The sequence below is a fragment of the Candidatus Binatia bacterium genome (assembly GCA_036493895.1).
Lineage (GTDB): Bacteria > Desulfobacterota > Binatia > UBA1149 > CAITLU01 > DATNBU01.
Genome location: DASXOZ010000006.1, coordinates 73,489 through 92,091, shown reverse-complemented (window position 1 = coordinate 92,091; position 18,603 = coordinate 73,489). Strand labels below are relative to the sequence as shown.

At 67.8% G+C, this 18,603-nt stretch carries 17 protein-coding genes; 1 reads left to right on the top strand and 16 read right to left on the bottom strand.

All coding sequences use genetic code 11. The features are described 5' to 3' along the window. Window positions 1-54: 54 nt before the first annotated feature. The 11 genes from VGK20_00585 to VGK20_00535 all read right to left on the bottom strand — a co-directional run bounded on the left by VGK20_00585 (window position 55) and on the right by VGK20_00535 (window position 11,574). Window positions 55-2,217 (bottom strand): hypothetical protein, encoded by a 2,163-nt coding sequence (locus VGK20_00585; GenBank protein HEY2772521.1) that lies wholly within the window; start codon window positions 2,215-2,217, stop codon window positions 55-57. A 219-nt stretch (window positions 2,218-2,436) separates the two neighbouring features. Beyond that, a complete protein-coding gene (locus tag VGK20_00580; protein ID HEY2772520.1) occupies window positions 2,437-3,135 on the bottom strand; it encodes an MBL fold metallo-hydrolase in 699 nt (232 codons plus the stop codon). A 67-nt stretch (window positions 3,136-3,202) separates the two neighbouring features. Continuing rightward, window positions 3,203-3,916 carry a cob(I)yrinic acid a,c-diamide adenosyltransferase gene (locus tag VGK20_00575; GenBank protein ID HEY2772519.1) on the bottom strand — a complete coding sequence of 238 codons (714 nt, stop codon included), beginning with the start codon at window positions 3,914-3,916 and terminating at the stop codon, window positions 3,203-3,205. A 177-nt stretch (window positions 3,917-4,093) separates the two neighbouring features. Beyond that, window positions 4,094-5,173, bottom strand: a complete 1,080-nt coding sequence (locus VGK20_00570) for a response regulator (protein ID HEY2772518.1) — start codon at window positions 5,171-5,173, stop codon at window positions 4,094-4,096. 155 nt (window positions 5,174-5,328) lie between these two features. Beyond that, a complete protein-coding gene (gene fsa / locus VGK20_00565; GenBank protein HEY2772517.1) occupies window positions 5,329-5,976 on the bottom strand; it encodes a fructose-6-phosphate aldolase in 648 nt (215 codons plus the stop codon). Between the two features lie 6 nt (window positions 5,977-5,982). Next, window positions 5,983-6,480 carry a 2-amino-4-hydroxy-6-hydroxymethyldihydropteridine diphosphokinase gene (gene folK, locus VGK20_00560; GenBank protein ID HEY2772516.1) on the bottom strand — a complete coding sequence of 166 codons (498 nt, stop codon included), beginning with the start codon at window positions 6,478-6,480 and terminating at the stop codon, window positions 5,983-5,985. 92 nt (window positions 6,481-6,572) lie between these two features. Continuing rightward, entirely contained in the window at window positions 6,573-7,391 is an 819-nt protein-coding gene (gene dapB, locus VGK20_00555; GenBank protein ID HEY2772515.1) for a 4-hydroxy-tetrahydrodipicolinate reductase, read from the bottom strand. After that, window positions 7,388-8,305 carry a 4-hydroxy-tetrahydrodipicolinate synthase gene (gene dapA / locus VGK20_00550; protein ID HEY2772514.1) on the bottom strand — a complete coding sequence of 306 codons (918 nt, stop codon included), beginning with the start codon at window positions 8,303-8,305 and terminating at the stop codon, window positions 7,388-7,390. Before dapA ends, dapB begins: the two co-directional genes overlap by 4 nt. Window positions 8,306-8,338: 33 nt before the next feature. After that, entirely contained in the window at window positions 8,339-9,208 is an 870-nt protein-coding gene (gene dapF / locus VGK20_00545; GenBank protein HEY2772513.1) for a diaminopimelate epimerase, read from the bottom strand. A gap of 75 nt (window positions 9,209-9,283) precedes the next feature. After that, window positions 9,284-10,615 carry an aminoacetone oxidase family FAD-binding enzyme gene (locus VGK20_00540; protein ID HEY2772512.1) on the bottom strand — a complete coding sequence of 444 codons (1,332 nt, stop codon included), beginning with the start codon at window positions 10,613-10,615 and terminating at the stop codon, window positions 9,284-9,286. Between the two features lie 26 nt (window positions 10,616-10,641). After that, a complete protein-coding gene (locus tag VGK20_00535; protein ID HEY2772511.1) occupies window positions 10,642-11,574 on the bottom strand; it encodes an ACP S-malonyltransferase in 933 nt (310 codons plus the stop codon). 114 nt (window positions 11,575-11,688) lie between these two features. On the opposite strand from VGK20_00535, the gene VGK20_00530 reads away from it, so the two are divergent. Further along, window positions 11,689-12,846: a serine hydrolase domain-containing protein gene (locus tag VGK20_00530; protein ID HEY2772510.1), complete on the top strand. Its 1,158-nt coding sequence runs from the start codon at window positions 11,689-11,691 to the stop codon at window positions 12,844-12,846. A gap of 64 nt (window positions 12,847-12,910) precedes the next feature. Here the strand turns inward: VGK20_00530 and VGK20_00525 are convergent, their stop codons facing one another. From VGK20_00525 to VGK20_00505, 5 genes are read right to left on the bottom strand one after another with little or no spacing between them, the layout of a single operon-like run. Beyond that, a complete protein-coding gene (locus VGK20_00525) occupies window positions 12,911-13,540 on the bottom strand; it encodes a hypothetical protein (GenBank protein HEY2772509.1) in 630 nt (209 codons plus the stop codon). Then, the gene (gene argH, locus VGK20_00520) at window positions 13,537-15,105 is read right to left on the bottom strand and encodes an argininosuccinate lyase (GenBank protein HEY2772508.1); all 1,569 of its coding nucleotides are present in this window, start codon (window positions 15,103-15,105) and stop codon (window positions 13,537-13,539) included. The genes VGK20_00525 and argH overlap by 4 nt, the downstream gene beginning before the upstream one ends. Before the next feature lie 4 nt (window positions 15,106-15,109). Then, window positions 15,110-16,327 (bottom strand): argininosuccinate synthase, encoded by a 1,218-nt coding sequence (locus tag VGK20_00515; GenBank protein HEY2772507.1) that lies wholly within the window; start codon window positions 16,325-16,327, stop codon window positions 15,110-15,112. Window positions 16,328-16,360: 33 nt separating this feature from the next. Beyond that, window positions 16,361-17,293 carry an ornithine carbamoyltransferase gene (gene argF / locus VGK20_00510; GenBank protein ID HEY2772506.1) on the bottom strand — a complete coding sequence of 311 codons (933 nt, stop codon included), beginning with the start codon at window positions 17,291-17,293 and terminating at the stop codon, window positions 16,361-16,363. Next, window positions 17,290-18,495 carry an acetylornithine transaminase gene (locus VGK20_00505; GenBank protein ID HEY2772505.1) on the bottom strand — a complete coding sequence of 402 codons (1,206 nt, stop codon included), beginning with the start codon at window positions 18,493-18,495 and terminating at the stop codon, window positions 17,290-17,292. The genes argF and VGK20_00505 overlap by 4 nt, the downstream gene beginning before the upstream one ends. Window positions 18,496-18,603 lie beyond the last annotated feature (108 nt).

Sequence of the window (18,603 nt, the reverse complement as noted above, 5' to 3'; positions counted from 1 at the left end):
GGGGGCCTTTGCTGGTCCGTCACGGCCGCGAGGCCGCTGCGGAAAGGTTGGAGCCTACGGGCAGTTCGAGCCGCCCGGCAGCTGGAACTGCTTGGTGTGGGCGGCGTCGCACCACACGTTGAAGTCGAAGTCGAGCTTGACGCGGCCCGGTCCCGGGACGCCGCCGGCATCGTTGATGCCGCTGTTCGACGTCGGACCCGTGCAGAACGCCGACACGCCCTCGCTGTTGTAGATGCCGGGCGTGCCCGTCGCCGTGACGGCCGGCAGGAAGCACGAGCGCGGCAGCTGCAGCGTGCAGTTGCCGCAGTCGCCGCCCGGGCAGTCCGAGTGGTGCGCAGGGGTGCAATCGGCGTTGGTGAAGCACGTCAGGATGCCGCGGCCGCTCGCACGCAGGATGCTGGCGCCATCGCAGTAGTTGTCGATGGGGTCGTCGCAGGTGCCCATGCCGTCGTCGGGGCTGGTGTTGGCCATGCAGACCGTCCCGCACTGGTTCTGCTTCGGCTTCTGGTCGACGCCGCTCAGGGTCGTCACGTCGAAGCCGCAGGTGCCGGCGCCGAACGCCGTGCAGTCCGCGGTGCTGTTACAGGCGACGTTGGTGTTGCCCGTGCAGACGCTGCAGTGGCAGGGTCCGGCCGACGTGTCGCAGAAGCTCGCGTTGTTGATGGTCGCGTTCACCGAAGGGCTATCCCCGCTCGTGAACGCGAGGGCGAGCTTCAGGCCGGTGCCGCTGACGTTCTTGCCGCTCGACGGCTGGCAATCGAAGCTGACCGGGCCGAAGTCCGGGTGAATCGCGTCGATGTGGCACGCGGCACCGGTCTGCTGGCCTCCGTGGCAGGTGCCGGTGCCGCCGACCGTCGGCGTGCCGGCGCCCGAACAGGTGGGACACGGCGCGAACAGGCTCTCACCGGTATAGACGATCGCGTTCGTCCTGGTCGTCACGTTGTACTCGCCGACGGCCTGGGTGGTTCCGGTGAAGTCGCCGCTGAAAGTGTTGACGACGCAGGCCGGAGTTCCGCCGGCGTTCAGCGCGAGCGGAGGACCGAACATGCAGTGGCAGACGTTGTCGCCGCCGCCGGGGCATTCGGTCGCGTCGGCCGTCTCGATGTTGTTGAAGCACTTCGTCGTCGGCGAGTTGCCGCAGCGGCAGTAGCCGTTGTGGCTGTCGATCCTCACCTGGCAATCCTCGCAGAATGCATTGCAGCCCGAGAGCTTGACGCCGCCGAGCGAGTTGTCTTCGACGTCGACGTCCTGGCCGAGGCCGGTGAAGCCGGTGTCGAGGCGAGTGTTCGAGTGCTTCTGGCCGAAGCCGGCGTTGATGATCACGTCGGCGGCGACTGCGCACTTGCCGGGCAGCTCGAAGATCAGGGCGGCAAGGCCGTCGGCGGTCGGCGCAACGGCGCGCTTGGTGATGCAGGTGTGCAGGCCGACGGCTGTCGCGGCGTTATTTCCGGCCGAGCCGAGCGTGCCGCTGCAGAAGTCCATGTCCTGGAAGTTGCTCTTCGTCAGCAGGCTGGCCGCACCGCACTTGCCGTCAATGCCGGTATCCACGGCGGTGATCGCGCCGGCGATCTTCCCCTTGGGGTCGCCCGCGCCGTCGATGCAGGTGCTCGAGCCGTAAGTCACGAGCGCGCCATTGGTCTTCTCCAAGCTCGACATGCACTTGGCGCGGGTGCCGCTGTCGGTCTTGATGGCCTTCGACAGGGCCTTGGCGACTGCGCCCTTGCATCCACCCTCGGCCTTGCTGAGCGGCTCGGTCTGAGGATTGCCGAGCACGGTCGCACCGAGCTTGCCGACGTAGTCGGCGGAGAGCTTGGTCAGGCACTGCAGCACGTTGTCCATCGTGGTGTTCGCGTGTGACTCCGGCGACGGACAGTTGGGGTACAGCGCGATCACTGCCGCGTTGGCGTCGGTGCAGACCGCGGTCATCGCCGCGACGGCCGCCGAGATCGCTGCGGAGTTCTTTCCGCCGCTCTCGATGTCGGCGCTGTTGGTGCCGATGACTTTGTTGCAGTCGGTAGAGTTGAGGCCGCCCTTGTCGCGCGCCTTGTGGCAGCCGACCATGTTCTTGACCAGCGTGGCCTGCAGCTTGGACACGTTCTTGCCGATTGCGGAGTGACAGGCGATGTCGGCGGCGGTGTCCGCCTGCGCGATGCCGGCTGCGCCGACGAGCGACGCAACGGCAACCGCGCCGACGAGCCGATAGAAAGTATGCTTCATATGGATGTACTCCTCCTGCGGATGATGGGTCCTGGGATGATTGGTCGATCGAGGTCCCCAACCCTACCCCGTATGAACGCGAGGGGGACCGAGCCGAGTGCAGGGGAATCCTATGTTCGGGGCGCACCGATGAGTCAAGGCATTTCCGGCAGGAATGCGCGGCTCAAACGCCCGTTCGTCGCAGCGCTGCGACTTTCCCGGGGGTGATGCTGCGATGCGTCAGTGGCCCATCGCGTGCAGGTAGTCTTCGACGCTTTCAAAACGCATGAACGGGTTGTTCTGTTTCTCGTGCGCGATCGTGGAGGTGCGCTCCGGCGAGTAGTTGTGCCCGGGCAAAAGGATCGTCTCGTCGGGCAGACGTTTCAGCTTCTGATTGAGGCTGTAATAGAGATCACTCGGGTTGCTTCCGGGCAGGTCGACGCGACCGCAGGATCCGATGAACAGGGTGTCACCGGAGACGAGGTGCCCCCCGACCAGGAAGCACTGGGATCCGGGGGTGTGCCCCGGAGTGTGGAGTAATCGCACCGGAATCCGTCCCACGTCCACGGTCGTCGAGTCGTCGGTCTGCACGTAGTCGGCCGGCGTCAGGCCGAGCTGGTGCTGCACGTACGGGGCCTCCGCCTTGTGGATGTAGATCTTGCAGGGGCGCGCGGCCATCAGCTCCTGGATGCCTTCGATGTGATGGCCTGCAAAGTCCCCCCCGATGTGGTCGGGGTGGTAGTGGGTGATCAGCGCACCCACCAGTTCGAGGTCCTGCTTGTCGAGCTCGTCGACGAGTCCCTGGATCTGCCATGCGGGGTCGACGAGCAGCGCCTTCCTCTGCTCCATGTCGGCGACGATGTAGACGTAGTTCTGCATCGGGCCGATCTCGATCTGCTTGATCGAAAGCCCGTGTCCGTCGGTTCGCTCGGGGGTCATGGCGTTCTCCCTGCCGGGGGTTCGACGCAGCGGGCGCACGGGCCGCACGATCGTGGCGCCGCCGGCGTCATCGCGACTTTTTCGGACGCGCTGCGGCGTCGGATGCAGTCGAGGAGGTGCCGGACGGTTGCGCTTCGCTCGCCTGCGCAGGCTTGCGCGCCCGTCCGCGACCGGAGCGCCCGGGCGGCGGCGGCTCCAGGCCGTGTTGCCAGAGCACCTCGCCGTGGCCGCTTCGCACCGCGATCCAGCGCGACTGCACGAACAGCAGGTCGCTCAGGCGATTGAGGTAGCGCGCGGTGGCCGGTGAAGTTTCGCCGCGCCGCACCAGCGTCGTCACGGCGCGCTCGGCGCGACGGCACACGGTGCGCGCGACGTGCAGCGAAGCAGCGGCCGCACCTCCGCCCGGCAGCACGAACGATTTGAGCGGCGGCAGGTCGCTCGAAAGCTCGTCCATCCATTGCTCGAGGCGCGCGATGGCGTCGTCGCCGATGCGGATCATTCCTTCGTATTCGGACTCGGGCGGAGTGGCCAGCTCGCTGCCGAGGTCGAACAGCTCCTGCTGTACGAACGCGAGCACGCGGTCGATGCGCGCGGAGTCGTCGTCGCCGGCTTTTTGCGGGGCCAGCGCGCTGCGCGCGACGCCGAGCACGCTGTTGAGCTCGTCGACGTCGCCGTAACACGCGATGCGCAGCTCGTCCTTGGCGATGCGCCGGCCGCCGACGAGCCCGGTCTGGCCGTCATCGCCCGTGCGCGTATACACGCGATCGATGCGGATCGTCACGACGCCTTCCTGAAGCGGCGTAGACGCAAGGTCAAATTGGGGTCAGGCACCAGCGGCAGGAATGACGTTGCAAGTCCGCACCGACACCGCAGCCGCTGAAGCCTGGGGTCAGGCACCAGCGGCAGGAATGACGCTGCAAGTCCGCACCGACACCGCGGCCGCTGGTGCCTGACCCCGTCAATGCGCCGCCGCGCGCGACTCGACGATTTCGCGCAGGCGGCCGGGATCGATCGGCTTCTTGAAGATCACGTCGCGCAGGCCGTCGGCCTTCGAGCGCTTGATGACGTGATCCTTGTCGTAATAGTACGCGGTCATCAGCACGACGGGGAGCTGGTGGTGCCCCTCCCGGATGCGCCGGAACAGCTCGTAACCGTCCATGTCCGGCATCTGCACGTCGCTGATCACCAGGTCCACGCGCTCGCGCTCGATCAGCGCCAGCGCTTCGCGTCCCGACGGCGTCGTCATCACCTTGCAGCCTTCGCCGCCGAGGATCTCCGCCATCGAGTGCCGCACCCCCGCATCGTCGTCGACGACGAGGATCGTCTTGCCGCGGATCTCGCCTCCGCAGGCGCAAGCGGCCGGTGCGACTTCCTCGACCGGCGCGGCGTCCAGCCCGAGATCGGTCATCAGTCGCCCCGGCATGTATTCGCGCGAAGCGTAGAAGCCGTCGGCGGCCATCTCGCCCACCCGTTCGACGATGGCCTGGATGCGGCGCAGCTCGCGGCGGATCGCCTCGACGCGCTCGTGCTCGCGCGAATAGTCCTGGCTGCTCGTGCTGTCGTGCAGGAAGCGCTCGATCATTTCGACCTGGTTGACCAGCACCTCCAGCGGGTTGTTGACCTCGTGGGCAAGGCTGACGGCGAGCTGGCCGAGGGTGACGAGCTGGTCGTGCTCGCGCAGGTGCTGGATGTCCTTGGCAAAGCCGATGCTGCCCTGCTCGCGGCCCTTTTCGTCGTGGATGATGGAGCCGGAGATGGCCACCGGTACCCGGCGCCCGTCCTTGGCGACGAACTCGGTCTCGAAGGTGCTGACGCGGCCCTGGCCGCCCCTCATGGCCTCCATGACGCGCTTGGCCTCCTCGACGTCCGGGTAGAGCCGCGCGACCGGGGTCCCGAGGACCTCGTTCCCGCGGTAGCCGAGGATCTCGGCGGCCCCGTCGTTGTAGAAGATGATGACGCCGTTGCGGTCGACCGCCACGACAATGTCGGGCGACGTTTCCAGCAAGCGTTCGAAGTAGACTTTCGGAAGCTCTCTCAAGCCGAGTGACGGACTGTTCCCCGCACGACGACCGTCAACCGCTCATGGTAGATCCCGAGCCAAGTGAGTCAAGCGCCCGTCTGCTCCCGAAGTTGTGCGCTGGAGCCGCGGCAGGCCCCGGGGCGGGGGAGAGGTGAGGCGAGGTCCAGTCCTTCCTACTTCTTGGGCACGCTCTTCCAGTCGGCCAGGAACTTGGCCAGGCCGGCGTCGGTAAGAGGGTGCTTGAGGAGCTGCTGGATCACGGAGAGCGGACAGGTGGCTACATCGGCGCCCATCCTTGCCGAATGCACGAAATGCATCGGGCTGCGGATGCTCGCGACGAGGATCTCGGTGCCGTAGTCGTAGTTGTCGAAGATCTCGACGAGCTGGCCGATGAGCGCCATGCCGTCCTCGGAGACGTCGTCGAGGCGACCGACGAAGGGACTGACGTACGCCGCGCCGGCCTTGGCCGCGAGCAGGGCCTGCGCGGGCTGGAAGATCAGCGTGACGTTGACGCGGATGTTCTCGTCCGACAGCGCGCGGATCGCCTTCAGGCCCTCGGCTCCGATCGGCACCTTGACGACGATGTTCGGGTGCAGAGCCGCCAGCTTGCGGCCCTCGGCGATCATGGCAGCGGCCTCGGTGCTGACGACCTCGGCACTGATCGGGCCGTCGACGACCTCGAGGATGTCGGAGAGGACGTCCTCGAAGCGCCTGCCGGTCTTGGCCACCAGCGACGGGTTGGTGGTCACGCCGTCGATGACGCCCATCTCGGCTGCTTCGCGGATCTCGTTGATGTCGGCGCTGTCGATGAAAATCTGCATGAAGTCCTAGCGAGGCCGGTAGAGCATGACCTTTTTCTTGTCCGGTGACGTCGCCAGCAGGCTCGAGACGCTGCTGCCGGAGAGCGGGTGAAGGAAAGCCGGCGCCAGCTCCGCCAGCGGCAGCAGCACGAATTTGCGGTTGCCCATTTCCGGGTGCGGGATCTTCAGGCTGCGGCTGTCGATCGTATCGTGGTCGAAAAACAGGATGTCGAGGTCCATCTCGCGCGAGATCGACGTCTTGGCAGCCTCGCGCCTGCGACCGAGCGCCGACTCGATCTTCTGAAGTTCCTTGAGCAGCGGCGCGGCTTCCATCTCGGTGACGATCTCGACGACGCCGTTGAGAAACCAGTTGCGCGCCTTGCCGTGAGGCTCGCTCTCGTACATCGACGACTTGCCGATGACGCGCGTGTCCTTCAGCGCGCCGATTTTCTCCAGCGCAGTCCTGTAGTTACGTTGTCGGTCGCCGAGGTTGGTGCCGATCCCGATGAAAGCCGTATGGCTCACCCTGAGTTCCCCGTGCCGCGTATATCGGTCCGGGCGCCGATCGCGCAACCTGCGCGATGTGCGGCTCGCCGGCAGGTTGCTGGAGCAGGTTGCTAGCGGAGTCCCAGAACGTCGGACATCGAGTAGAGGCCGGGGGTCTTGCCGTGGAGCCAGGCGGCGGCGCGCACGGCGCCGGCGGCAAGGCAGTCGCGGGACGATGCGCGATGAATGAGCTCGAGGCGCTCGCCGGTGCCGAGCAGCATCACGGTGTGCTCGCCGATGTTGTCGCCTCCGCGTACGGCGACCACGCCGATCTCGCCGTTGCGGCGCTCTCCGACCAGCCCTTGGCGGGACTGGACGAAGGCCGTGGCAGGATCGACGCCGGCGGCAGCGGCAGCTTCCTCGGCCAGCGCCAGTGCCGTGCCCGACGGTGCGTCCTTCTTGCGGTTGTGGTGCACCTCGACGATTTCGACGTCGAATCCCGGGCCGAGCTTGCGCACCGCCTCGCCGACCAGCCCGCGCAGCACGTGGATGCCGATGCTCATGTTCGGCGACAGCAGGAGCGGCGTCCTCTTCGACACCAGCTCGAGCTCGTTCTTCTGCTCGCGCGTGAGGCCGGTGGTGCCGATGACGATCGGCGTGCACATCGCTGCCGCCTGCCTGGCGTGCTCGACGGCCGCTTCCGGCTGCGTGAAGTCGACCGCGACGGCGCCCTGTTCCGCGCCGGAGACGGCTGCAGCGAAATCGGCGACGACCTTGACGCCGATGAGCGGCACGCCGGCCAGCTCGCCGACGTCCTGGCCCATCAGGTGGGATCCCGCGATTTCGACGGCGCCGACTACGCGCGCTTCGCTGCCCTGCTCGGCCAGCGCGACGATGCGCCGGCCCATGCGGCCGCCGGCGCCGAGCACGATGATCGGCGCGCGGCTCATGCCGTAGCCCGCGCCTCCGCGAGAAGCCCTGCGGCGCGCAAGGCGTCGCGCAGCCGCGCGGCAGGAGCATCCGACAGCGGAGTCAGCGGAAGCCGCACTTCGTTGTGGATGCGGCCCATCATCGCCAGCGCAGCCTTGACCGGGATCGGATTGATCTCGAGGAACAGCACCTGGAGCAGAGGCAGAACTTCGTACTGGATCTGCGCAGCCGATCCGAAGTCGCCGGCCAGCGCGGCGTCCACCATGGCCTTGAAGCGCGCCGGCATCAGGTTGGTGAGGACGGAGATCACGCCGTGGGCGCCGATCGACATCATCGGCAGCGTGGCCGCATCGTCACCGGCCAGCACGCAGAAGTCGGGGCCGCAAAGACGGATGATGTTGAGCCACTGGTCCACCGACCCCGACGCTTCCTTGATGCCGACGATGCTCGGCACTTCGGCAAGGCGCGCGATCGTCTCCGGCAGCATGTTCATGCCGGTGCGGCCGGGGATGTTGTAGAGGATCAGTGGAAGCTCGGGTGCTGCGGCCGCGATCGCCTTGAAGTGCTCGACGTGCCCGTGCTGCGTGGGCTTGTTGTAGTAAGGGCTGATCAGCAGCGAGGCGTCGGCACCGGCGTCTGCGGCGGCACGGGTGAGGCGGCACGCTTCGCGCGTGTTGTTCGAGCCGGTGCCGGCGATCACCTTGACGCTGCGACCGGCCTGGCTGCTGCGGCCGCGCGCGTGGTCGATCGCGATGCCGATCACCTTTTCGTGTTCTTCGTGACTGAGAGTGGCAGACTCGCCGGTGCTGCCGCACGGGACGATGCCGTCGATTCCCGCTTCGATCTGCTCGTCGATCAGCGCGCGAAAGGCCGGCTCGTCGATTTCGCCGCCGCGAAACGGCGTGACCAGTGCTGTGAAGGTTCCCTGGAACATCGCGGCCATGACTTGCTTCCTCCGCCGGACCGCTCAGCAGAGCCGGTCCGGAATCTCCACGGTTGCCGAGAACACCTCGACTGTCGGCCCCGTCATCACGACGTTTCCGTCCTGGTGGTACTCGATCTCGAGGTCTCCGCCGCGAAGGTGGACCGTCGCGTGGCGGTCGGTGCGACCGGTCAGCGCGCCGGCGACGACGACGGCGCAGGCGCCGGTTCCGCACGCGAAAGTTTCGCCCGATCCGCGCTCCCACACTCTCATCGTCAGCTCGGTGCGCGAGTCGACGCGCGCGAACTCGGTGTTCACGCTTGCGGGGAAAAACGCGTGGCGCTCGAACTGGCGGCCGATCCTCGCGATGTCCTCGATGCCGTCGGGGTCGACGTCGAACGTCACGCAGTGGGGGTTGCCCATCGACACGCAGGTGACGCGCCAGGTCTGGCCGGCGACTTCGAGAGGGGCGTTGATCAACTGCTCGTCGCTGTCGATCGGAATCTTGCGGCCGTCGAGCACGGCCTTGCCCATCTCGACGCGCACGCGCGAGACGCGGCCGCCGTCGAGCTCGAGGTCGAGCTTCTTCGGTCCCGAATCGGTGGCGATCTGCAGGCTGCGGCGGGTGGTGAGGCCGTGGTCGTAGACGTACTTGCCGAGAGAACGAATGCCGTTGCCGCACATCATGCCGCGGCTGCCGTCGGCGTTGTACATCTCCATGCGGAAATCGGTGCCGTCGCCGTTGCCCGGGCAGACGAGGATCACGCCGTCGCTGCCGACACCGGTGTGGCGATCGGAGACGTAACGCGCGATGGCCGGAAGCTGCTCCGAGCCGGGCAGCGCGCAGTCGCCGGTGCAGTCGACGAACAGATAGTCGTTGCCGCAACCGTGCAGCTTGGTGAACGAGAGCGACATCGTCGGCGGGATATAGCGCCGGCTTCTTGCGAAGGCCAAGGTCGCGGGCTGCGCAAAAAGGCCCGTCTGCGTCCGTCAGGCGCCCTTCTGGACCCGCGCGGCGGCATCGCCCGATGCGGCGTACGCGCGGGCGCCTTCACCGGCGGCGCGGCCGGTGGCCCAGGCCCAGGCGAAGTTGAAGCCGCCGATCGGCCCGAACGCATCGAGCATCTCTCCACACAGGAACAGGCCGGCCGCGACGCGGCTCTGCATCGTGCGCGGATCCACATCCGACAGCGCGATTCCTCCTCCGGTCACTTCGGCGCTGCGGTATCCTTCGTGGCCGGTCCACGGCAGCTCGGCGCGCGTAAGCACTTCCAGCAGCGCGCGGCGCTCGCCGCTCCTCAGCTCGGCGAGGCTGCGCTGCGGCGGGATGCCGGCCACGTCGAGAAGCCTTTCCGCGAGCCTGGACGGGAGATGTTGCCGAATGACGCCGAGCACGCCCGCGCGGCGCGGCTCGAGCTCGCGCTCCCAGTCCTCGCGGTCGAGCGCAGTCCAGCTCGCCAGAATCTTCTGCAGGATCTTCTGCGTGACCGGCTGCGATGAGGTTTCGCCCGGTGCGCTGCGGTGCTCGAGGCTTCGCACCGCGACGTGCGACAGGTCGAGCACCGACGGCCCGCTGTAGCCGCGGTGGGTGAACAGGAATCCTCCGCGGGTGCGCAGGGGCCTTCGACCACCGGACGCTTCGAGCGTGACGTCGAGCGAGATCCCGGCGAGTCCGGCAAAGGTGGCCGTCTCGTCGAGCAGTGGGGTCAGCGCCGCGTAAGTCGGTTGCAAGTGGTGGCCGAGCTCGCCCGCGATGCGAAGCCCGCTACCGTCGCTGCCGGTCTTCGGCACCGACAGGCCGCCGGTCGCGAGGATGACGGCGCAGGCATCGAGCGTCTCGCCGGAGCGCATCGTCAGTTGCCAGAGCGGCGATTGCCCGCCTCGTTCGATGCGCGCCAGCGCGGCAACGGGACTCTCGAAACGCAGGCGGGCTCCCCGCGAGCTCGCGCACGAGACCAGCGCGTCGCGCACGTCGCGGGCGCGGTTGCTCGCCGGAAAAAGCTTGCCCGTCTCCTTCTCGAGGCGAAGCTCGATGCCGAGCTCCTGCTCGAAGAACGCGCGCTGCGCGGACAGAGGCCAGGAGCGCAGCATTTTTTTCATCGTGTTCGCCGAGGAGTCGGTGACGAAACGCGATTCGTCCAGCTCGCCGGGCAGGATGTTGCAGCGGCCTCCGCCGCTGATCAGGATCTTGCGGCCGCCGTCGCGAGTGCTTTCGACGACGACAACGCCGGGTGCGTTGCTGCCGCGCGCGAGCGACGCCGTGGGGCCCGCGGCGTGGATCGCTGCCATCAGTCCGGCTGCGCCGGCGCCGACGACGACAATCGGCGGCGGCGGGTCGGCCTCGACGCTCAGTGCTTCGGCTCCGGGATCGTCGCGACGCTGGTGATCGACTCGATCTCGACGCCGAGCGACGCGAAGAAGCCGCGCAGCGGCCGCCCGGGCCCGACTTCGACGATGCGGCAGTCGCGCTCGACCAGCTCGCGCATGTCCTCGACCCAGCGCACCGTGCTCGCCACCTGCTCGACGAGGCCGCGCTCCAGGTCGCGGCGCGATCCGCTGTGGAAAGTGCCCGATGCATTCGACAGCACGTGGACGGCTCTGGCGCTGTCGAGGTGCCCGATCGACTTCAGCGCGGCCGCCAGCGGCGCCTCGACGCTTTTCATGTGACGCGAATGGAACGGCGCCGACACGCGAAGCGGAATCGCACGAACGCGGCCCTTCGGGGAAGCCTTCGCGGCAGCGACGGCTTCGGCCACGTCGCCGGCCAGCCCGCTCAGCGACGCCTGGTCGAGGGCATTGTGATTGCCGACGTCGACGCCGAACCCTTGCGCAGTGGAGCGCAGCCATGCGACGTCGAGGTCCGAGTGCACGATCGCGGTCATTGCGCCGGTGCCCGCCGGAGTGGCCTGCTGCATCAGGCGACCGCGAAGGGCAACGAGGCGCACGGCATCGCCGAGAGCCATGACGCCGGCCGCCACGAGCGCCGTGTATTCGCCGAGCGAATGACCACCGAAATAGCGCGGCTCGTAGCCGTGGCGCCGGCGCAGCGCTTCCATCATCGCGATCTCGGTGGCCAGGATCGCCGGCTGCTGGAACTCGGTCAGCGCGAGCCTGGCCGGATCGTCGAAACACAGCGCGGCAACGTCGTAGCCGAGCGCGGCCGAAGCTTCTTCGAACACTGCCCGGCTCTCGGCGTACTGCTCGAAGAAGTCGCGCCCCATCCCGGGCTTCTGTGCGCCCTGCCCGGGAAAGACGACCGCGAGGGCCGGCTGCCTGCTCATCCCCATCGCTCTAACGCGAAATCCGCGGCAGGTACAGATTGCGGCCCGGCAGGCTGCTTGCGATTGCCGCGCGGCGGCGGTGGTGTCAGATTTCGCCGCCCCGGAGGGACTTTCATGACTGCAGCGGATGCCGGTTTCGATTCCAACCGCCTCGATCGCCTGCGCGACGTCATTCGCGACGACGTCGACGCCATGCGCTACGACGGCTGCGTGCTGCTCGTCGCACGCGAGGGACGGCTCGTCGTGCACGAGGCGTTCGGGTTTGCCGATCGCGCGACCGGACGCAGCGCCGAGCTGTCCGACGTGTTCTTCTCGATGTCGATCGCCAAGCAGCTCACCAACACGATGGTGATGATGCGCGTCGAGCGTGGCGAGATCGCCGTCACTACCCGCGTCGCCGAGATCCTGCCGGCCTTCGGCCAGAAGGGGAAGCACAACGTCACGATCGGCGACCTCATCGTGCATCGTGCCGGGCTTCCGTTCGGGCTTCCTGCGATCGCGCCCGAACAGCTCGGCAACATCGACGCGATGGCCGAGGTTGCGTGCGCGCTTCTTCCGGAGGGCGTGCCCGGCCAGCGCGTGAACTACTCGGCGCTGATCGCGCATTCGGTGCTCGCGGCCATCGTTCGGCGCCTCGACGGCGGGCGTCGCAGCTACCGGCAGATGATGGCCGAAGACCTGTTCGGGCCTCTCGGCATGACCGACACGTCGCTCGGGCTTCGCGCCGATCTCGCGGCAAGGAAAGTTCCCGTCATTGCACGCGACCGCAGTCCCGACATGTTCGATCCCGACCTGCTCGAAGGCGCAGCGGCGATGATCGCCGAGGATTTCGAGCTTCCGGCCGGAGGCTGCCTGACCACGGCGCACGACTTCTTCCGCTTCGCCGAGTGCTTCCGCCGCGGCGGCGAGATCGACGGCATCCGCATCCTTTCGCCGTCGACGATCGGCCTGATGACGACCAACCAGACCGGCGATCTGCCGAACGGCCTTTGGGACTACGCCAGGGCGTCCTTCGGCTGGCCGCTGTTCCCGGCTTGTCTCGGTTACGGGTTCTTCGTGCGCGGCCAGGGCGCGTGGTTCCCGACTCCGTTCGGTCTTACGGCATCACCTTCTGCGTACGGAGGCTTCGGCGCCGGTTCCAACTGCTTCTGGGTCGATCCGGAAAAAGGACTGGTCTGCGTGTTCCTGTCGGCGGGCCTGATGGCGGAGACGAAAAGCACGCTGCGGCACCAGAAGATCGCCGATCTCGTGCACGCGGCGCTCGTGCGCTGAGCCTGCGAAGGCGCGTGCGCCGTCGGGAGATGCACGTGCGCGAAAGAATCTGCGGGCCGGCCGGCTAAGGGGCGGCGGGCGCGGGTGGAGCGGGTGCTACGGGCGCCGTCGGCGCTGCGGGAACAGCCGGCGCACCCCCAGACGCAGGCGGCGCCGCGGGAGCAGCCGGCGCCACGGGAGCGGGCGGTTTCGGCGGCGGCACGACCGCCGCTGCGGGCGCCGTCGGCGCACCTTCCTGCTTGTCGGCGTCCACTGCGATGACGCGGTAAGAAACCGGCGCATCGCGCGCACTCTCGTCGCGGTACTCGAACTGCTTGCGGCGGCGGATCTTTTCCTGGTCGATGACCGAAACGGTGCCGATCCTCGTCCATTCGCTTTCGCTGTCGCGCTTTCGCTCGACGACGAACGCTGCGAGGTCGTCGAGCTTCTGGCCGTCGGCGCTGTGCTCGGCGCGCTGCCAGCGCACGACGACGGCGCCGTCCTGGCGCGTGGCTTCGACCTTGCCGGGAATGACAGGCGCGGTGTCTTCGGGAGGGCGGGGCGGCGTGCGAAGCCCGCAACCAACTACGCACGCGACAAGAGCCGCGCCCGCTGCAGCGCGGGCGATGCGCGCGCCGGGCCGGGCGATACGCGCGCTGGAATGGGCGATGCGCGCGCCGGGCTGGCCGATACGCGCGCTGCGCTGGCCGATCACGGCAGCCTCACGCCGTGCTTCTTCGCGAGCGTGCTCACGCGACGCGAGACCAGGCTGCCCGACGTGCCGCCATAGGAGCGGCGCCGCGCGACGGCCTGGTCGAGCGTGAGAAGCGAAGCCACGGTGCCGCCGGCCTTGCGATCGGCTGCCGCACCGAGCGCCGGCGAAAATTTCTCGAGCTCGCTGCTCGACAGTGCCGTCAGCTCGATGCGCTCGTCGATGCAGTGGCGAACGATCCTGCCGACCACCTCGTGGGCCTGGCGAAACGGCACCCCGCGCGAGACGAGGATCTCGGCGAGGTCGGTCGCAAGCAGGAACGAGTCGGACGCTGCCCTTCGCATCGCCGCCTCGTCGAACGTGAGCGAGCGCAGCATCGCGGCCAGCGTCGCCAGGCAGGACAAGGCCGTATCGATGCTGTCGAACAGCGGCTCCTTGTCTTCCTGAAGGTCACTGTTGTACGCGAGCGGAAGGCCCTTGGCCGCCGTCAGCACGGCGACCAGGTTGCCGAATACGCGCCCCGACTTGCCTCGCACCAGCTCGGCGATGTCGGGATTTTTCTTCTGCGGCATCATCGAGCTGCCGGTCGAATACGCGTCGTGCAGGCGAACGAAGCCGTATTCGCTCGTGGCCCACAGCACGATCTCGCCGGCCAGGCGCGACAGCGTCGCGAACAGGATCGCAAGGTCGGCCAGAGGCTCGAGCACGAAATCGCGGGCCGCGACGGCATCGATGCTGTTCTCTGCGACTTTCGAGAAACCGAGCTCCCGCGCAGTGCGGGCGCGGTCGATCGGCAGTGTCGTGCCGGCAAGGGCGCCGGCGCCGAGCGGAAGCACGTCGATGCGCACCTTCGCATCATCGAGACGGCCGCGGTCGCGCACGAGCATCTCGTAATACGCGAGCAGATGGTGGCCGAGCAGCACGGGCTGCGCCCTCTGCATGTGCGTGTAACCCGGCATCACGGCCTTCGGGTGCTCCAGGCAGACCTCGAGCAGCGCCCTTTGCAGGTCGTCGATGCGCGCATCGATCGCGGGCAACGCATCGAGCAGGTAGAGGCGCACGTCGGTGACGACCTGGTCGTTGCGCGACCTTGCGGTGTGCAGCTTGGCGCCGGCCGCACCGGTCTTCTCGACCAGGCGCCTCTCGAGGGCCATGTGCACGTCCTCGTCGGACACCTCGAAGCGGAAACGGCCTTCGCGGATCTCGGCCTCGATCTCGCGAAGCCCTTTGACGATGCTGTCTCTTTCGGCGGCGGTCAGGATGCCCGCGGCGGCGAGCATCGACGCGTGCGCGACGCTGCCGCGGATGTCGTGCGCATACAGGCGCTGGTCGAAACCGATCGACGCGGTGAAGGCCTGGGTCTTTTCGTCGGGCCTTGCCTCGAAGCGGCCTCCCCAGCTTCGATTCGCCCGGCCGGCGGGGCTTTGCGCACTGGATTTTTTCGTGACGGACGCGCGGCCCGCTGCCTTGGCCGCCTTGGCCTTCTTGGCATTGTCGGGCGCCGCGCTGCGGGCGGGAGTCGAACCGCCGGCGGCAGTCGCCGATCGCCTGGTTTTCCGGTCGGCCATGATTTCAGCCCTTTCTGGACCTTACCATGTTTCGCACCTTCAGCCTGAGCCCCGAAAGTCGGATGAAGCCGGTGGCGTCGGCCTGGGTGTACACTTCGTCTTCTTCGAACGTCGCCAGCGCCGGCACGTACAGCGAGTCGTCCGACTTGCGGCCGGCCACCGTGGCCGCGCCCTTGTAGAGCTTCATGCGGACAGTGCCGTTGACGCACTTTTGCGACTCGTCGACTGCGGCCTGCAGCATCTCGCGCTCGGGTGCGAACCAGTAGCCGTAGTAGACCATTTCGGCGTAGCGCGGGATCAGGCTGTCGCGAAGGTGCATGACCTCGCGGTCGAGCGTCAGCGATTCGAGGGCGCGGTGCGCGATCGTCAGCACGGTGCCGCCGGGCGTCTCGTAGACGCCGCGCGACTTCATGCCGACGTAGCGGTTCTCGACGATGTCGGCGCGGCCGACGCCGTTGGCGCCTGCGATCTTGTTGAGCCGTGCGAGCAGCTCGAACGGAGGCAGCGCGTGACCGTCCAGGGCTACCGGATCGCCGCTCCTGTACTCGATCTCGACGTACGTCGCCGTGCCGGGCGCAGCTTCCGGCGACACGCTCAGCACGAACATGTCTTCGCGCGGCGCCTGCCACGGATCCTCGAGCTCGATGCCCTCGAAGCTGATGTGCAGCACGTTGCGGTCCATGCTGTAGCCGCGGTCGCGCGTGACCGGCAGCGGGATGCCGTGCTTTTCGGCGAAATCGAACAGTTTGGCGCGCGAATTGAGGTCCCAGAAGCGCCACGGCGCGATGACCTTGAGGTCGGGGGCGAGCGCGGCGTACGTCAGCTCGAAGCGAACCTGGTCATTGCCTTTCCCGGTGGCGCCGTGGGAGACGGCGTCGGAGTCGGTGCGCCTGGCGACCTCGATGTGGCGCTTGGCGATCACCGGCCTCGCGATCGACGTGCCGAGAAGGTAGGTGCCCTCGTAGACGGCTCCGGCGCGCAACATCGGGAAGACGAAGTCGCGCACGAATTCCTCGCGCAGGTCTTCGACGAACGCTTCGACCGCGCCGGTGCGGAAAGCTTTCTGGCGCGCGCCCTCGAGGTCTTCGTCCTGGCCGACGTCGGCGATGTAGGCGACCACTTCGCAGTCGTACTGCTCGATCAGCCACTTGAGGATCACGGACGTATCGAGGCCGCCGCTGTAGGCGAGCACGATCTTCTTCGGTTTGTCGCTCTTGCTCACGTTCTTCCTTGAAAAAGAGAGTCGGGACCGGCGTCAGTGGCCTTGTGCCTCGGGGGCGCCGGCCAGCCACGCCAGGATGGCTTTCTGGAGGTGCAGCCGGTTCTCGGCCTGCTCGAGCACGACCGAGCGCGGGCCGTCGATCACCGACGCGGTGATTTCCTCGCCGCGGTGCGCCGGCAGGCAGTGCATGACGATGACGTCCGGCTTCGCCGCCGCAACCAGCGCGTCGTTGATCTGGAACTTCGCGAAGACCTTGCGCCGCCTTTCGGCCTCGTCCTCCTGGCCCATGCTCGTCCACACGTCGGTGTACAGCACGTCGGCGCCGCGCGCGGCGTCGGCCACTTCGTGCGTGACGCGGATGCGGCCGGGTGCTGCGCCCTGCGCCTCGGCGAGGATGTCGGGGTCGGGCTCGTAGCCTTTCGGGCACGCGAGCACGAAATCGAAGCCGACCTTGGCCGCTGCCAGCACCCACGAATGCACCATGTTGTTGCCGTCGCCGATGAACGCGACGTGCATGCCTTCGAGCGAGCCGCGAAGCTCGGCCAGCGTCATCAGGTCGGCGAGGATCTGGCACGGATGATAGAGGTCGCTCAGCCCGTTGATCACCGGCACCGTGGCCGAGCGCGCAAGTTCGACGAGCGAGTCGTGCGAGAACGTGCGCGCGACGATGAGGTCCACCCAGCGCGAAAGGTTGGCGGCGATGTCGCCGACCGGCTCCCTTCGCCCGAGCTGGATGTCGCCGGGCGCAAGGTAGATTGCGCCGCCGCCGAGCTGGTACATGCCGGTCTCGAAAGTGACCCGCGTCCTCAGGCTCGGTTTCTCGAAGATCATCGCCAGCGTTCGCCCGGGCAGCCACGGATGGGAGCGCCTGGCACGCACGTCGGCCTTGAGGCGCCGTGCGAGCGCGATCAGGTGGAACAGCTCGGTGCGCGAGATGTCGCGCAGCGTGACGAGGTCGCGCTTCATCCGAGTACCCGCACGAGCGCAGCGATGCCCTCGTCCGCCTCTTTCTCGGTGAGGATCAGCGGCGGGATGAGGCGGATCACATTGCCCGCCGTCGAATTGGCGATGACGCCGTTTTCGAGAAGCGCGCGCACGATCGGCTTGGTGTCCCTCGTCATCTCGATGCCGATCAGCAGGCCCTTGCCACGGATTTCGACGACATCGCCGCGACCCGCAAGCGCCTGGCGCAGCGACGCGAGGAGATAGGCACCGACGCGGCCCGCATTGGCGGCGACGCCGCCGACGAGCTCGCCCAGCACGGCGAGCGCGGCCGCGCAGCAGACGGGATTCGCGCCGAAGGTCGTGCCGTGGGAGCCCGGAACGAAGGCCGCCGCGACGTCTTCACGCGCGAGCACGGCGCCGATCGGAAGCCCTCCGGCCAGCCCCTTGGCCGTCGTGACGATATCGGGGCGGATCCCTTCGTGCTCGTACGCGAACAGGGTTCCGGTGCGCCCGTTGCCGGTCTGCACTTCGTCGAGGATCAGGCGAGCGCCGGTGCGGTCGCAGAGGTCCCGCAGCGCGGCGAGGTAGCCTTGCGGCGGCACGAGAACGCCGCCTTCGCCGATGATCGGCTCGACGATCACCGCCGCCGTGTCTTCGGCGATCACTGCCGCGACGGCATCGGCACTGCCGGGTTCGACGTGGACGAAACCTTCGAGCATCGGCCCGAAGCCTTCTTTCAGGCCCGGCTGACCGGTGGCGGCCAGCGCTCCGTACGTGCGGCCGTGAAACGAGCCGTGGGACGCGATGATCTTGTAGCGGCCGCCGGAGGCGCGCCGCGCCATCTTGATCGCAGCCTCGTTGGCCTCGGCCCCGCTGTTGCAGAAGAACACGCGGTCGGCGAACGTCAGCTCCACGAGGCGCTCGGCCAGCCGCGCACCGGGCTCGTGGTAATAGAGGTTCGACGTGTGGATCAGCTTGCCGGCCTGCTCGCGGATCGCCGCGACCAGCGCCGGATGCGCGTGGCCCAGCGACGAGACCGCAAGCCCGGCGAAGAGGTCGAGGTACTCGCGTCCGTTCTCGTCGTAGAGCCGGCATCCGTTGCCGTGCGTGAACGCGACCGCATAGCGGGCATAGTTGCCCGTCGTGAAGCGGTCGGTGGCCTCGATGATGGACCGCGGCTTCGCGTCGTCGGTGCGGATCTTGCTGCCGGCTGTCGTGCTCATGGGCTTACTGTTGCTGCGGCCTTTTTCGCGCAGGCGTGCCGGTCGCCGCTGCGGAACGGCTCCGGGTGCGCGCTTTTGCCGGCGCGGCCTTTGCCGGGACATCGAGAA